This is a genomic window from Caballeronia sp. 11_S32 (assembly GCF_056930355.1).
The window spans coordinates 314475-329725 of record NZ_JBXOWH010000004.1 but is presented as its reverse complement, the minus strand read 5'-3'; the positions used below and the strand labels follow the sequence as shown (position 1 = coordinate 329725).

Genomic DNA, 15251 nt, shown 5'->3' with positions numbered 1-15251 from the left:
CATGCGCCACGAGACCCGAGATCACATTGAACGAAGAAGAAGATCCGGACACCGCGCTCATTGCCCGCGTCGGCAATCGGGAACCGGGAGCCGTCCGCGAGATCGTCGCGAGGAAGCTCCCGCGCATCGTCGCGCTCGCGGCGCGCATGCTGGGCGATCGTGACGAGGCCGACGACGTGGCTCAGGAAGCGTTTCTGCGCATCTGGAAGATCGCGCCGAAGTGGCGCACCGGAACCGCGCGCTTCGATACGTGGCTGCATCGCGTGACGCTCAATCTGTGTTACGACCGCTTGCGCCGTCATCGGGAGTCGACCGTGTCCGACGCGCTTCCCGAGCAGGCCGATCCCGCTCCACTGCCCGACGAACGCCTCGACACGGCGCATGCGAACGAGCGCATCGCGCAGGCGCTCGCGAGACTGCCCGCGCGCCAGCGGGAGGCGCTCGTGCTGCAGTACTACCAGGAATTGCCGAACGCGGACGCGGCGGCCTTGATGGGCGTGAGCGTCGAAGCGCTCGAAAGCCTGCTCGCCCGCGCGCGCCGCAATCTCAGAGCCGCACTCGACGCTCCGAAGGAACATCGATGACACCCGAACGATTCCGCCACATCACCGAGGCTTACGGCGCGTCGCCGGAACGCTGGCCCGCGCACGAACGCGACGCGGCGCTCGCGCTCGTCGCCGCCGGCGATGCGCAAACACTCGCCGCACTCGCCGAAGCCCGCGCGCTCGACGCCATGCTCGACGCGCACGCGGTCGCCGCGCCCAGCCCGGAACTCGCGCGGCGCATCGTCGATTCCGCGCCGGCGCGGCCCGCGCGCACGTTCTGGCGGCGTCCGCGCATCTGGTTCTCGGGCGCGGGCTTCATCGGCGCGGGTGCGGCGGGCGTCGCGGCGGGCGCGCTGCTGGTTTCGCTGCTCGCGCCCGCACCCGCGCCCGCGCCGAACGACGGCGCGCACGGCGGCTGGTTCGAGCAATCCTATTCGGGCACGGCCTTCGGCGGCGCCCCTTCCGACTGGAGCGATCAATGAATCCACGCACGCTGAAGACGCTCGCGGCGGTGTCGCTCGTGCTGAACGTATTTCTGATCGGATCGATCGCGGGCGGCGCCTATCGGCTGTTCGCGCATCAGCGCGGGGAAGCCGCGCAGCCACGCGGCATCCGCTTCGCCGCCGCCGATCTCTCCGCCGAACGCCAGCAACAACTACGCGACGCGTTGCGCCATGCGCGCCGCGAAAGTCTGCCGCTGATCCGCGATGCGCGCGACGGACGCATCGATATCGCGCACATCCTCGCCGCACGCGACTTCGATCGCCATGCGCTCGATGACGCGCTGACCCGCACGCGCGACGCGGACATCGCGCTGCGCGCGCGCATCGAAGGCACGGTCGCGGATTTCGCATCGACGCTCACGCCCGAGGAACGGCTGAAGCTTGTCGGCGCGATGGAGCGCTATGGCCCGCTGCGCGCCGTCCCGCCTGGCGAACGGCCGCGGCAGTGACCTCGCGCGACGGATTTCCCGCGCTCGCACGTTTAACCCACATCGAAAGCGTCTGGAGCAAGTCATGGCAATCGCGCCGCAACGCTCGCCCGCCGCCATCGCGGTGAATCGCTTCGGCCTTGGCGCGCGGCCGGGCGAGCCGCTGCCCGCCGATCCGCGCGGCTGGCTCGCGGAACAGGCCGATCCGCGCACGAGCAGCTATCAGCCGATGCCGCCGGCGCTCGGCAGCCAACCATCGAGCGCCGCGCTCGCCGCGCGCTTCGCCGAACGCCAGCGCGCGCTGCGCGATGCGAGCGATGCCGACAAACCCGCCGTGCGCAAGCAATACGCCGAGCAGATCCGCGAGGTCTACCGCGATGCCGTCGATGCCCGCGTGACGAGCGCGCTCACGACGAGCACGCCTTTCATCGAACGCCTCGTGCATTTCTGGGCGAATCACTTCGCGGTGTCGATCGAAAAGCCGCCCGTCGCCATGCTCGCCGGATCGTTCGAAAACGAGGCGATTCGCCCGCATGTGCTCGGCCGCTTCGAGGACATGCTGGTCGCGGCGGAACGGCATCCGGCGATGCAGATCTTTCTCGATCAGGCGCGCTCCGTCGGACCGGACAGCCCCGCCGCCGCGCGCGCGGCGATGCGCGATCCCAACAACAGGCGCGGCCTCAACGAAAACCTCGCGCGCGAGATCATGGAGCTGCACACGCTCGGCGTGCGCAGCGGCTACACGCAAGCCGACGTGACCGAGTTCGCGCGCGCGCTCACCGGCTGGAGCCTCGGGGCGATGGGCGCGAACGCGGGCAAGAACCCCGACGATCCCGCGCCGCCCGGCCAGTACGTGTTCCGTGCGCGCCTGCACGAGCCGGGCGCGCGCACGGTGATGGGCAGGCAATACGCGCAGGCCGGCGATGAGCAGCCGCTCGCCGTCCTGCGCGATCTGGCCAATTCGCGCGCGACGGCGCATCACATCGCGGAGAAACTCGCGCGCCACTTCGTCGCGGACACGCCGCCGCCCGCGCTCGTCGAGCGGCTTGCGAGCGCGTTCAGCGATAGCGGCGGTGATCTGCCCTCGGTGTATCGCGCACTGATCGAAGCGCCCGAAGCGTGGCCGGGCGCGCCCGCCAAATTCAAGACGCCGTGGGACTGGACCATCTCGTCCTTGCGCGGATTGGGCCGCACCGGCTTGCAAGGCGCGCGCGCCGCGCCGCTCCTCACGCAACTGGGGCAGCAGGTCTGGCGCCCCGGCTCGCCCGCCGGTTACGACGATGTCGCCGCGAGCTGGGCCGCGCCCGATGCGCTCGTGCGCCGCGTCGAGCTTGCGCAACGCTTTGCCGCGCGCACAGGCGACACGCTCGATGCCCGCGCGCTCGGCCCGCAACTGCTCGCGGGCGTGTTGTCCGAGCCGACCGCCAGCGCCGTCGCGCGTGCCGAAAGCGCGCAGACCGCGCTCGCGCTGCTGCTCGTGTCCCCCGATTTTCTGAGGAGATGAACCCATGCTGACGCGTCGCCAGTTCCTGTGGTGCGCGGGCGCGAGCGCCGGCGCGATGCTCGTCGCGCCGCGGATCGTGTTCGCCTCCGCCGAAACCGACCGCCGCTTCGTCTTCGTGATCCAGCGCGGGGCGGCGGACGGGCTGAACATCGTCGTGCCATATGGCGATCCCGCGTATGCGACACTGCGCGGCCCGCTCGCCATCGATGCATCGGCGGCAACGAAGCTCGACGGCCTCTTCGCGCTGCATCCGTCGATGAAACAGGTCGCGCGGATGTACGCCGGCAAGGAGGCGCTGTTCGTGCATGCGGTGGCGTCGCCCTATCGCGAGCGCTCGCACTTCGACGGCCAGAACGTGCTCGAAACCGGCGGCGCCGCGCCGTACCGGTTGAAGGACGGCTGGATGAACCGCCTGTTGTCGATGCTGCCCGCACCGCGCGCCGATGCCGTCGCGTTCGCGCCGACCGTGCCGCTCGCGCTGCGCGGCCGCGCGGAAGTCACGTCGTATGCGCCTTCGTCATTGCCGCAGGCACCCGACGATCTCCTCACGCGCGTCTCGCAGCTCTATGCGGGCGATGCGCAGCTTCATCCGCTCTGGGATGCCGCGATGCAGGCGCGCGGCCTCGCCGCCGACGCTGGCGCTCGCCAGGATCCGGCGAGCCTCGGCAAGCTCGCCGCCAGCTTTCTGGGCAAGCCCGATGGCCCGCGCATCGCGATGATCGAAACCGGCGGCTGGGACACGCACAGCGCGCAGAACCCGCGCCTCGCCACGCAACTGAAGGCGCTCGACACGCTGCTCGCGTCGCTGCGCGACGGCCTCGGCGAGCACTGGGCGAACACGACGGTGCTGGTAGCGACCGAGTTCGGCCGCACGGCGGCGGCGAACGGCACGGGCGGCACGGACCACGGCACGGCGTCGGCGGCGATGATCGTCGGCGGCGCGGTGGCGGGCGCCCGCGTGCTCGCGGACTGGCCGGGACTCGCGAATGCGTCGCTGTATCAGGCGCGCGATCTGAAGCCGACGATCGGGCTCGATGCCGTCATCGCGAGCGCGGCGGGCGAGACCTTCGGCATCGATCCGCAGCGTGTGGGCGCGACGCTGTTTCCCGATGCCGGCGGTCAACGGTTTGGACAACGAATCCTGAAATCCTGAGGCATCAGCCGTTCGACAGCAACGCCGCGACATGCGTCGAACCGGTCTGCTCGGCGATGTCCTTCGCGGTCATGCCGCGATCGTCGCGCAGATCGCGCTTCGCGCCGCGCGCGAGCAGCATCGACGCCGTCTCGGCCTGATCGTAGCCCGCCGCCCACATCAGCGCCGTGAGGTGGTTGCGATACGCGGCGTTCACATCGACGCCCGTGTCGAGCAAGCGCTGCACGACGGCCGTATGCCCGCGTCCCGCCGCGTACTCCATCGCGGTCTTGCCGACACGGTCGGTCGCGGCGGCATCGGCGTGATGCGCCAGCAGCAAGGCCGCGATGTCGTCGTTGCCTTCGAAGGCGGCGGCCATCAGCGGCGTGATGCCCTGCACGTCCGCCTGGCTCACGTTCGCGCCGCGCGCGATCAGCATGCGCGCCATCGGCGTCAGGCCTTTCTTGCATGCGCTGATGAGCGGCGTGGCGCCGATACGGTTGCGCGAATCGATCGCCGCGCCTTCATCGAGCAAACGCGTGACGGCGGCCTGATCGCCCTCGCGCACGGCGGAAAGCAGGCGCTCGTTGAGCGCGTAGGCGTCCTGCTGCGCGTAGGCAATCGCGCAGGAGCACGTCATCGACAGAGCGAATGTCAGCACGCGAAGCGTTCTTGTCATCGTTATGGCCGCCTCCATTGAACGTCATTGCAGATTCGCGATGTAGTTCGCCAGATTCTCGATGTCCGCGTCCGTGAGATTCTTGGAAACGCTCGTCATGTTGCCCGCGTCGTTGGTGCGCTTCCTGTCGCGGAAGTCCTGCAGTTGCTTCACGATGTACGGATACTGCTGCCCGGCCAGGCGCGGAATCTCGTTCTGGCCCGAGAAGCCGCCGAGGTGGCACATCGTGCAGAGAAGCTCCTCGGACTTCCTCCTGCCCGCCTCGACCTTCACCGGGTCCGCCTTGAAATCGGTCGGAACGTGCTTTTGCGCGGCGAAATAATCGGCGAGATCGCGCATGTCATGGGGCGCGAGGTTCGCGGCCATCGGCGACATGCGCGAATCTCTGCGGCGGCCCGCCTTGAAATCGCGCAATTGCAGATAGAGATAGCGGGAAGTCTGCCCCGCGAGCGACGGATAGTCGCCCGTCATCGAGTTGCCCGCGAGGCCATGACACGTCGAGCAGACGGCGGCCTTCGCGGCGCCGGCCTTCGCATCGGCGCGCGAAAGCGACGGCAGCGACAGCAGCACGCACACGACGATCCACAGCGCGTACACGAGCCAGACACGAAGCCGCTTCGAACGCGTCGCCATTTCAAGGCAGAGCGAACACGAGCACGCTGTTGCCGCGCTTGAAGTCGAGTTGCGTATTGCCGCCCGCCGCGACCGCGATGTACTGCTTGCCGTTCACCATGTACGACACCGCCGGCGCATTGACGCCCGCGCCGCACTGGAACTCCCAGAGCTTGCGGCCAGTGGCGGCGTCGAGATGAACGCTGGTTTCAGCTTCGCCACGTTCGACGTGTTGATCTGCGTCGCGGGCGCATAGCGCGTTTCGGCATACGAGCCGTTCGAGTGCAGCCATGAGGCTGCTGTCGCCCGCAGCGCCGTCGAGCTGCTGCTGCGAGACAGGCCGCAACGCGCTCGGGACCGGCGAGGTTTGCGTCGTGTTGGCGTTCTGGATTTCCTCGGCGGCTTCGATTCCGGGCGATGTCACGATTCCGAAAGCACCGGCGGCGATGATGATGAGCGGGACGAGCGAGGTACGGGAAAAACCGGCCATGTCAGCCTCCCAAACGTTCTTGTCTGGTCCTCGTGGCGCGCGGCGGAGCAGTGCATGCCCTCTTCTGCGTCCGCAAAAAAGGATAGGCAATTTAAGAAATCATTTCCAGATTTATGGAAAGGCTTCGCTGAATGCCTCTTCTATCGGACGAAGGATATTTTCAGGGACAGGCGCGGCGCGATTTTTAGTAGCATGGAACGGAGTGCCGTTATGATTGCGCCCCTCACTTCGGGAGCGGCTTGCCGGACCGCCGGCGTTCGTTTGTCGCTTGTTCATCGCTCGTTGCGCGCCATGCCCGTCGGCAGACGCCGCGCAACCCTTCACTTTCATCCGGACGCATCATGCCAATCCCATCCAACGGGCAGCCGAATCCGAGTCCACGCCAGCCGGTGGATATCGCCCGCATTCTGCTCGTCATCACGATTCTCACCGCGCTGACGGTCGGCAGCCTCTACGTCCTGCGTCCGTTCCTGCCCGGCCTCATCTGGGCGACGACGATCGTCGTCGCGACCTGGCCGCTCATGCGCGCCGTGCAGCGCCGCTGCGGCAACCGCCGCTGGATCGCAACGAGCGTGATGCTGTTCATGCTGCTGATCGTGATCGTGCTGCCGCTCTACGAAGCGATCTCGACGCTCGCGCTGCACGGCGGCGAGATCATGACCGCCATCAAGAGCCTGCCGAGCTATGCGTTGCCGCCGCCGCCGCACTGGGTGCACGATGTCCCGGTCGCGGGCCAGCGCATTGCAAGGGAATGGCAGACGCTCTCGGACGCGGGCCCGGGCGGCCTGCTCGCGAAGATCGAGCCCTACGTGACGATCGCGGCGCGCTGGATGCTCGCACATGCGGCCGTCGTCGGCGTGTTCGTGATGCACATGCTCATCACGGTCATCATCTCCGGCATCCTGTATATGAACGGCGAGGCGGCCGGGCGCTTCATCGTGCGCTTCGCGACGCGCATCGCCGCGCAGCGCGGCGCGGAAGCCATCAAGCTCGCCGGCCTCGCGATCCGCGCGGTGGCGCTCGGCATCGTCGTGACGGCGGTCACGCAATCGGCGCTCGGCGGCATCGGGCTCGCGCTCGCGGGCGTGCCCGCCGCGGGCATCATCACCGCCGTCATGCTGATGCTTTGCCTCGCGCAGATCGGGCCGCTGCTGCCCTTGCTCGGCGGCGTCGCATGGCTCTTCTGGCACGGCTCGCATGTCGCCGGATCGCTCCTGCTGGTGTGGTCGATCATGATCGCCATGCTCGACAACTTCCTGCGCCCGATTCTCATCAAACGCGGTGTGAATCTCTCGATGCTCCTGATCCTTTCCGGCGTGCTCGGCGGCATGTTCGCGTTCGGAATAGTCGGATTATTCATCGGGCCCGTCATTCTCGCGGTGACGTCGACGATCCTGAATGCGTGGATCAACGAGCAGCCGCCGCTGCCGCAAGTCGAGGCGATGAGTAACGAAGAAGTCGCGGAAGCCGCATCCACACGGGATCTCGCCGATGCATCGAGAAGACAGACCTGAATGATGAATATCTTTGAGTTTTGTTGTATTTGTTCTCGACAATCGGACTTCACTTAAATCGAGAATTCGGAGTCTTACGAAAATGAGATTCCAGCCCGGTTAACGGTAAGTTTCACGGTTAATTGACGATTTCTATCCGTTACAATGCAATCCTTTGTTATTTGCCCGTTGAGGGCGTAGGGGATTGACCATGTCTCTGCGCGACGTGGACGCCATCGATTACATCGGAGTGAACATTCTCTTCAAACGTGTATATGTCGGGCTCTTCGATGATCTCGACTGGCGCGATGCAGGCGTTCATCAGGATTTGCTCACGAAAAAGATCGACCGGTACATCCGTTATATCCGCTCAGGTCAATTGCTGCTGAATTACCCCAAGGTTCGCGGCTATGAGATCGTGCTTGAATATGTGTCGATGCACCCGATGACACCCTCTGCGCTCGAGTTCTGGAAATCGCGCGAACGCATGATCGAAGGTGCCGGTTACAAGGTGCATATTCGCGGCGTGGATGTGCGTCATTCGCTCGGCATCGCCGTCGATAAACCCGAGCATGTCGTGGCGGAGCCGGTCGAGCCGCCCGCGCTCGAAGTGCTCGAAGCGGACCCGTACACGCGCCTCGCCGACGTCGCCGATATCTCGTACCTCCCGCCGCTGAGACCCGAGTCGCGCCGCCCGCAGACGTTGCCGGTGCTCAGGCGTCTTGCGATGCGCCAGGCGGCCGGTCACTGAAGCGAACGTCCCGCCACAGAAAAACGGCGAAGCTCATCCGAGCCTCGCCGCTTTTCTTTTGTGCGCGTGATCGACGCGTCACATCATTTCGCGCCGCTCAACGCCGATGCCGCGATCGACGGCACCGAGATGCCGTTGGTCTTCGCGTACTGCACCGCTTGGGTGAGCGTCTGCACGAGCGACTGCAATTGTCCCGGCGCCGATTGCGCGATATAGGTCGCCGCCTGCGCCGTCGCCGGGTTCGAGCCGGCCTGCAGCAGCGAGGACATGTTCATCGAATTCGACACCGCGCCGAGATCGTTTTGCAGGCCGGCGTACTGCTTCACGCCCTGCCCGAGCGATGCGAGGCCATCGCTGAAAGTCTGTTTGCTCGCGGCGGTCGGCGGCGTTGTGGAGCCGCTCGTGAACGCCTTCATCAACGATTGCGACACGCTCTGCTGCGTGCCGCCGAGTTGCGACAGCACACTCGTGCTCGGCACACCGCTGCCGCCCGATGCGCCCGACAGCAGGCCCGCCGCCGACTGCGCCTGGCTCGCGACGCTCGACATGCCCATTGCCGAGGCGAGGCTCGACTGTCCCGAGAGCACCTGCTGGTTCGCGCCGAGATAGGTCTGCACGAGCGAGCTCAGCGCCGAAGGCTGCGCCGCGCCGTTCGCGCCGGCGGCCGGCTCCGACTTGCCGCTGCCGAAGCCGAATTGCTGAAGGTTGAGTTGTGCGTACGATGCCGCCGGTGCGATCAGCACGAATGCGATGCCGGCCGACAGAAGCGCGATCCGTGACTTACGGTTCGGCATGGTCGGTTCCTCCTCTTGAATTGTCCGATCGGTTAAGCCCCATTCGACCATCGGCCATTTCGACGGTTCGCCGCAGAAACATTTGCTTGCGAATTCCGTCAGGAGATTATGCGCACAGGTCCGCGAGCGGATGCATCTCTTTACGCCACGGAGATGAGAGAAAGTGCTGCACGCGCTCGGCGCGCACCTGCGCGAGCGTCGTCGGGGCGAAACGCGGCCGTTCGTCCTTGTCGATGATGAGCGCGCGCACGCCTTCGACGAAATCGCCATCGTCGATCGCGCGGTACACGACGCCCAGCTCCATGCGAAAGCAATCCGCAAGCGACATCTGCCGGCCACGCATCAACGCGTGATACGTCACTTCGAGCATCGTCGGCGAATGGCTTTCGAGCGTGGCGAGCGTCGCGCGCGCCCAGTTCGATTCGTCCGCTGCGAGCGACGCGACGATGCGCTCCACGCCGCCCGTCGGACACACGGAGAAATGACGCCTGATCTGCGCGCGGATATCGTCGAGCGGCGCATGGCGCTCGATGTTCGCGCTCGGCACGAACACGCGCTTGAGCTGCGCCATTGCATTCTGCACATCGTCCCAGCGCATTCTTTCGAGGCGCTCGACGAAGCCGCGCAGCCACGTCGACGGCACGCATTCGTCCGCGAGCCCGACGCGCTTCGCATCGGCGCCCGACAGACGCGCGCCCGTCAGGCCGACATAGAGCGCGAGATCGCGCGGCAGCACGCGCAGGAAGTGCGTCGCGCCGACATCGGGCAACAGGCCGATGCGCGTCTCGGGCATCGCCATGCGCGTGCGCTCGGTCGCGATGCGCAGCGCGGCGCCTTGCGCGAGCCCCATGCCGCCGCCCATCACGATGCCGTCCATCAGCGCAACGACCGGCTTTTTGAAACGATGAATCGCGTGATCGAGCCGATATTCGTCGATGAAGAATTTCAGCCACGGCGTCTCGTGATGCGGATCGTTGCGCGCGGCGTGATAGAGCTTGCGGATGTCGCCACCCGCGCAGAACGCCTTGTCGCCCGCGCCGCGCAGCACTACCGCGGCAATCGAATCGTCGTCGGCGCATTGCGCGAAGATATCGGCGAGCAGCGCGATCATGCCGTGCGACAACGCATTCAATGCGTGCGGCCGGTCGAGCGTGACGAGCGCCACGCGATTCACGACATCGAAGGTGACTTCCGGTGTCTCGCGCAGCAGTTCTTGCGTGCTCATGACGCGCTCCATCGCGGCTTGCGCTTGTCGAGAAACGCGGCAACGCCTTCGCGCTGATTCGCGCCGTCGAAGAGATCGACGAAGCGTTCGCGCTCGAGCGCCAGAGCCGCGCGTCGCGGCATGCCTTCGCGCGCGGCGTGGATCAGCGGCTTCGAGTACGCGACGGCATCCGGGCTCACCGACGCGACGCGCTCCGCGATCTTCAATGCGGCTTCATACGCGCCGCCGGTCGCGACCATTTCCTCGACCAGCCCGATGCGCAACGCGGTCTGCGCATTCACGCGCTCGCCGGTCAGAATGATGCGCTTCGCCCAGCCCTCGCCGACGAGCCACGGCAGCGTCTGCGTGCCGCATCCGCACGGCAGCAGTCCGACCGATGCTTCCGGCAGCGCCATCTGCGCATGCTCCTCGGCGATGCGCATATCGCACGCGAGCGCGCATTCGAGGCCGCCGCCCATCGCGTAGCCGTTGATCGCGGCGATCGTGACCGCGCGCGCGTTCTGCAACGCCTCGAACGCGGCGCCGAAGCGCTGCGCGGCCACGCGTGCGTGCGCCTTGTCGCCGTCCGCGAACTGGTTGAGGTCGGCGCCCGCGCTGAAGAACTTCGGGCCCGTGCCCGTCACGACGATCGCGCGAACCTGAGCATCGCGATTCAGGCCATCGATGGTTTCCTTCAGTGCGGCCAGTCCCTCGGCGGTGAACGCATTCGCGGGCGGCCGGTTCAGGCGAATCGTGACGGTGGCGCCGTCGCGCGTGACTTCGATCATCGTGCGGATTCCTTTCTAGTCAGCCTTGCTGGTCTGGCGCAGTTCCGGAAAATCCTCTTCCCAGAACTCGAACTCGCCGCGCGCGCCGCCTTCGGTGCGCGCGGCTTCCTGACGGCGCAGATCGACGCGGCGGATCTTGCCGGAGATCGTCTTCGGCAATTCCGCGAATTCGAGGCGGCGAATGCGCTTGTACGGCGCGAGCCGCTCGCGCGAGAACGCGAACACGCTCTTCGCGAGCTCCGGTCCGATGGAGTAGCCATGACGCAGCGTGACGAACGCCTTGGGCACCGAAAGACGCAAGGGATCCGGGCTCGGCACGACAGCCGCTTCCGCGATCGCCTCGTGCTCGATCAACACGCTCTCCAGCTCGAACGGGCTCAGCCGGTAATCCGACGACTTGAACACGTCGTCCGCGCGGCCGACGTAGACGAAATAGCCATCGGCGCCGCGCGCCGCGACATCCGACGTGCGATAGAAGCCGCCGCGCATCGCGCTCTCGGTGGCCTTGGGGTTGTCGGCGTAACCGGTCATGAGGCCGAGCGGCGGCGGATCGAGCGCGAGCGCGATTTCGCCTTCATCCGCCGGATTGCCGTCGGGATCGAGCAATGCGACGCGATAGCCCGGCAGCGGACGGCCCATCGAGCCCGGCACGAGCCGCTGGCCCGGCGTGTTGGCTATCTGCGCGGTGGTTTCGGTCTGGCCGTAGCCGTCGCGGATCGGCACGCCCCACGCGGCCTGCACGCGCTCGACCACCTCCGGATTGAGCGGCTCGCCCGCGCCGACGATCTCGCGCAGCTTCACCTCGTACGATGCGAGCGGCTCCTGCACGAGCATGCGCCACACGGTAGGCGGTGCGCAGAGCGTGGTGACTTCGTGCTTCACGAGCACATCGAGCGCGCGCGCCGCATCGAAGCGGCTGAAGTTGTAGATGAACACGCACGCCTGCGCGTTCCACGGTGCGAAGAAGCAGCTCCACGCGTGCTTGGCCCAGCCGGGCGAGCTGATGTTCCAGTGCACGTCGCCGGGTTGCAGGCCGATCCAGTACATCGTCGACAGATGGCCGACCGGATAGCTCTGATGCGTATGCGCGACGAGCTTCGGCTTCGAGGTCGTGCCCGACGTGAAATACAGCAGATAGGGATCGTTCGCGTTGGTTTCGGCATCCTTGACGAATTCGGGCGATGCGTCATACGCGGCTTCGTAAGCGAGCCAGTCACTCTTTGCGCCGCCCACCGCGATACGCAATCCCGGCACGTCGATGCCATCGAACTTCTGCGTCTCCGCCGCGTCGACGATCACGTGCTGCACGCGCCCGAGCGCGATGCGGTCGCGCAGGTCGGCGCTCGCGAGCTGCGTCGTCGCGGGCAGGACGATCGCGCCGAGCTTCATCGCCGCGAGCATCGTTTCCCATAGTTCGACGCGGTTCGGCAGCATCAGCAGGATGCGCTCGCCGCGCCTCACGTTCAGGCCGCGCAAGTGATTCGCGACGCGCGCCGAGCGCTCGCTCATCTGCGCGAAAGTAAGACGCGTCTCGCCGCCGCCCTCGTTCACGATATGCAGCGCGGGCGCATCGTTGCCGCGCGCCATCGGGTCGAAGTAATCGAGCGCCCAGTTGAAGCGGTCGAGGGATGGCCACTTGAACTCGCGATACGCGGTGTCGTAATCGGTGCGATGCGCAAACAGAAAGTCTCGCGCTGCGATGAAGCCTCTGGCGTCGTTCATTGCGTCTCCGTATATTTTTTATGCACCGGTCACACGTTGCGCGCGATCACCATCCGCTGCACTTCGCTCGTGCCTTCGTAGATCTGCGTGATGCGCGCATCGCGATAATGACGCTCCACCGGATAATCCTGCAGATAGCCATAGCCGCCGTGGATCTGGATCGCATCGGAACACACGCGCTCGGCCATCTCGGAGGCATAGAGCTTCGCCTGCGACGCCTCCGACAGGCACGGAATGCCTTCCGTGCGCATGCGCGCCGCGTGATGGATCAGGAGGCGCGCCGCGTTGATGTGCGTCTGCATGTCGGCGAGCATGTTCGCCACCGACTGATGCTCCTGGATCGGCTTGCCGAACTGCACGCGCTCCTTCGCATAGGCGCGCGCCGCATCGAAGGCCGCGCGCGCGATGCCGAGCGCCTGCGCCGCGATGCCGATGCGCCCGCCCTCCAGATTCGACAGCGCGATCTTCAGGCCCTCGCCGCGCTTGCCGAGCAGATTCGCGGCGGGAATCGCGCAATCGTCGAAGGTGATCGGACACGTATCCGACGCGCGGATGCCGAGCTTGTGCTCCGGCGCGCCGACGTTGAAGCCGGGCGTGTCCGTCGGCACGATGAACGCGGAGAGGCCGCGCTTGCCGAGATCCGGATCGGTGACGGCGAAGACGATAGCCACGCCCGCGCGCCTGCCGTTCGTCACGAACTGCTTGCTGCCGGAGATGACCCACTTGCCGTCCCTTTCGACGGCGCGCACGCGCAGGTTGTTCGCCTCCGAGCCGGCCTGCGGCTCCGTCAGACAGAACGCGCCGATGATCTCGCCGCTCGCGAGCTTCGGCAGCCATTCGGCCTTTTGCGCATCGGTGCCGTACGCGAGGATCGGCCCGCAGCCAACGGAGTTGTGCACGCTCATCATCGTCGCGCACGACGCGCAGCCCGCGGCGATCTCTTCCATCGCGAGCGCGTAGGCGGTGTAGTCGCTGAAAGTGCCGCCGAGCTCGGCGGGCACGATCATGCCGAGCAGGCCGAGTTCGCCCAGTTGCCGCACGACGGCGTCGGGAATCGCGGCGTCCTTGTCCCACTGGCCCGCGTTCGGCGCGAGGACTTCGGTGGCGAACTGGCGAGCCGCGTCGCGGATCATCCGCTGCTCTTCGGTGAGGAATGCGTCGATCATGTTCTCGATTCGGTGAATGGGGCTGGAGCGGCGAGCCGCGCGGCATCGATCGTTTAAACTTTCTGACCGCCGCCAGCCGGTTCGATGAGCGGCGGATGGGCCGTCTGAGCACGAGTCTAGGCAATCGCCGGACGTTAGCCGATGCCCAAAACGATCACGCTAACTGAGCGCTTTGGCCACCTAGTGACAACCCCAAGTCCCAAGAAGAAGATCGAGCGCGACTCGATTTCCGTGAGTCTCGTCGAAGCGGCGTTGCGTTGCGCCGAGGCGCGCGGCGTCGCGCGCGAGACCCTGCTGGCCGCCGCGGGCATCGCGCCGGCCACGCTCGATTCGCCGCGCGCGCGCGTCTCGCCGGTGCAGTACGGCAAGCTCTGGAACGCCACCGCCGATGCCCTCGACGACGAGTTCTTCGGCCAGGACCGGCATCCGATGCGGCGCGGCAGCTTCGTGCTGCTGTGTCAGGCGGCGCTTTCGTCGCGCGACGGCGCGCAGGCGCTCTTGCGCATCGCGGGTTTCATGCGGCTCGTGCTCGACGAGCTGACGTTCGAGCCCGACATCGACGGACAACGCGTGCGCATCTGGCTCGACGACAAGGGCGCGCCGAAGACCATGTTCGCCTACGCGACGGGTTTCATCCTCGTGTACGGGCTGCTGTGCTGGCTGGTCGGGCGGCGCATTCCGGTGCTCGCCGCGCATCTGCGCTGCGCCGAGCCCGACGCGAGCGATGAATACCGCCTCATGTTCTGCGACGACATGCGTTTCGGCGAGCCGCGCTCGTTCGTCGATTTATCGGCTGACTGCGCGGCGCTGCCGGTCGTGCAGACGCCCGCCACGCTCAAGCGCTTTCTGCGCGACGCGCCGGCCAATTTCATCGTGAAGTATCGCAATCCGGATTCGCTCGCGGCGCGCATCCGGGCGCGCCTCAAGCAGACCGCGCCGACCGACTGGCCCGAGGCGGAAAGCATCGCGGCCGCGCTCAACATGGCGGAGGCGACGCTCAGGCGCCGCCTGAAGCAGGAAGGGCTGACCTATCAGACGATCAAAGATGCGTTGAGACGCGATCTCGCGATCGCGCGCCTCGCGCACACACGGGAGACGATTCCGCAGATCGCGGACGCGCTCGGCTTCGCGGAACCGAGCGCATTCAGGCGCGCATTCCGGAAGTGGACGGGCGTGCGCCCGGCGGACTATCGGCGGGAAGGCTGACTGCGACGAATCATCGACGCTGCTATATTGAATCCATCACGACTTCGCATCACGGAGCGCACCATGACCAAAGCCAGCCGAGATGATCGTTCGAAGGAAAAGAAGAATCAGAAGGCGGAGAACGAAGAGGATCTGCTCGATGAAGCGCTGGAGGAAACCTTCCCCGCGAGCGATCCGATCGCCGTGCATCCCGAGCCGGAACCCCGGGACGACCGCAAGAAGAAGTGACCGGGC

16 protein-coding genes and 1 pseudogene are annotated in these 15251 nt (G+C 66.5%); 9 read left to right on the top strand and 8 right to left on the bottom strand.

What is annotated here, in order from left to right:
- The first annotated feature begins 20 nt into the window (after positions 1–20).
- The 5 genes from AC1Z32_RS27545 (at position 21) to AC1Z32_RS27525 (ending at position 4133) form a co-directional block, all read left to right on the top strand.
- Positions 21–584 carry an RNA polymerase sigma factor gene (locus AC1Z32_RS27545; RefSeq protein WP_483483328.1) on the top strand — a complete coding sequence of 188 codons (564 nt, stop codon included), beginning with the start codon at positions 21–23 and terminating at the stop codon, positions 582–584.
- Positions 581–1027, top strand: coding sequence for a hypothetical protein (locus AC1Z32_RS27540; protein WP_483482009.1), 447 nt, complete (start codon positions 581–583; stop codon positions 1025–1027). The genes AC1Z32_RS27545 and AC1Z32_RS27540 overlap by 4 nt, the downstream gene beginning before the upstream one ends.
- Positions 1024–1497 (top strand): periplasmic heavy metal sensor, encoded by a 474-nt coding sequence (locus tag AC1Z32_RS27535; protein ID WP_483482008.1) that lies wholly within the window; start codon positions 1024–1026, stop codon positions 1495–1497. The genes AC1Z32_RS27540 and AC1Z32_RS27535 overlap by 4 nt, the downstream gene beginning before the upstream one ends.
- Before the next feature lie 64 nt (positions 1498–1561).
- Positions 1562–2980 (top strand): DUF1800 domain-containing protein, encoded by a 1419-nt coding sequence (locus AC1Z32_RS27530; RefSeq protein WP_483482007.1) that lies wholly within the window; start codon positions 1562–1564, stop codon positions 2978–2980.
- A gap of 4 nt (positions 2981–2984) precedes the next feature.
- Entirely contained in the window at positions 2985–4133 is a 1149-nt protein-coding gene (locus AC1Z32_RS27525; RefSeq protein ID WP_483482006.1) for a DUF1501 domain-containing protein, read from the top strand.
- 4 nt (positions 4134–4137) lie between these two features.
- On the opposite strand, the gene AC1Z32_RS27520 is transcribed toward AC1Z32_RS27525, so the two are convergent.
- The 3 genes and pseudogenes from AC1Z32_RS27520 to AC1Z32_RS27510 form a co-directional block, all read right to left on the bottom strand.
- Positions 4138–4791 carry an ankyrin repeat domain-containing protein gene (locus AC1Z32_RS27520; RefSeq protein WP_483482005.1) on the bottom strand — a complete coding sequence of 218 codons (654 nt, stop codon included), beginning with the start codon at positions 4789–4791 and terminating at the stop codon, positions 4138–4140.
- 24 nt (positions 4792–4815) lie between these two features.
- On the bottom strand, positions 4816–5424 hold the full coding sequence (locus AC1Z32_RS27515; RefSeq protein ID WP_483482004.1) for a c-type cytochrome: 609 nt from the start codon (positions 5422–5424) through the stop codon (positions 4816–4818).
- 1 nt (position 5425) lies between these two features.
- A pseudogene (locus AC1Z32_RS27510) lies at positions 5426–5596 on the bottom strand (PQQ-binding-like beta-propeller repeat protein); the annotation flags it as partial.
- A 638-nt stretch (positions 5597–6234) separates the two neighbouring features.
- Between AC1Z32_RS27510 and ydiK the strand changes: the two are divergent.
- Together ydiK and AC1Z32_RS27500 are read left to right on the top strand one after the other, a co-directional pair.
- On the top strand, positions 6235–7407 hold the full coding sequence (gene ydiK, locus AC1Z32_RS27505; RefSeq protein WP_483482003.1) for an AI-2E family transporter YdiK: 1173 nt from the start codon (positions 6235–6237) through the stop codon (positions 7405–7407).
- A 190-nt stretch (positions 7408–7597) separates the two neighbouring features.
- Complete coding sequence (locus AC1Z32_RS27500; protein WP_483482002.1) at positions 7598–8137, top strand: DUF6572 domain-containing protein; 540 nt, start codon at positions 7598–7600, stop codon at positions 8135–8137.
- Between the two features lie 83 nt (positions 8138–8220).
- On the opposite strand, the gene AC1Z32_RS27495 is transcribed toward AC1Z32_RS27500, so the two are convergent.
- The 5 genes from AC1Z32_RS27495 to AC1Z32_RS27475 all read right to left on the bottom strand — a co-directional run bounded on the left by AC1Z32_RS27495 (position 8221) and on the right by AC1Z32_RS27475 (position 13808).
- Complete coding sequence (locus tag AC1Z32_RS27495) at positions 8221–8931, bottom strand: hypothetical protein (RefSeq protein ID WP_483482001.1); 711 nt, start codon at positions 8929–8931, stop codon at positions 8221–8223.
- A gap of 106 nt (positions 8932–9037) precedes the next feature.
- Complete coding sequence (locus AC1Z32_RS27490; protein WP_483482000.1) at positions 9038–10156, bottom strand: enoyl-CoA hydratase/isomerase family protein; 1119 nt, start codon at positions 10154–10156, stop codon at positions 9038–9040.
- Positions 10153–10923 carry an enoyl-CoA hydratase gene (locus AC1Z32_RS27485; RefSeq protein WP_483481999.1) on the bottom strand — a complete coding sequence of 257 codons (771 nt, stop codon included), beginning with the start codon at positions 10921–10923 and terminating at the stop codon, positions 10153–10155. The genes AC1Z32_RS27490 and AC1Z32_RS27485 overlap by 4 nt, the downstream gene beginning before the upstream one ends.
- Positions 10924–10938: 15 nt before the next feature.
- Positions 10939–12645, bottom strand: a complete 1707-nt coding sequence (locus AC1Z32_RS27480; RefSeq protein WP_483481998.1) for an AMP-binding protein — start codon at positions 12643–12645, stop codon at positions 10939–10941.
- A 29-nt stretch (positions 12646–12674) separates the two neighbouring features.
- On the bottom strand, positions 12675–13808 hold the full coding sequence (locus AC1Z32_RS27475; protein WP_483483327.1) for an acyl-CoA dehydrogenase family protein: 1134 nt from the start codon (positions 13806–13808) through the stop codon (positions 12675–12677).
- Positions 13809–13994: 186 nt separating this feature from the next.
- Here AC1Z32_RS27475 and AC1Z32_RS27470 point away from each other — a divergent pair, with 186 nt between their 5' ends.
- A complete protein-coding gene (locus AC1Z32_RS27470) occupies positions 13995–15017 on the top strand; it encodes an AraC family transcriptional regulator (RefSeq protein WP_483481997.1) in 1023 nt (340 codons plus the stop codon).
- A gap of 63 nt (positions 15018–15080) precedes the next feature.
- Positions 15081–15245 (top strand): hypothetical protein, encoded by a 165-nt coding sequence (locus tag AC1Z32_RS27465; RefSeq protein WP_483481996.1) that lies wholly within the window; start codon positions 15081–15083, stop codon positions 15243–15245.
- The last annotated feature ends 6 nt before the right edge of the window (positions 15246–15251 follow it).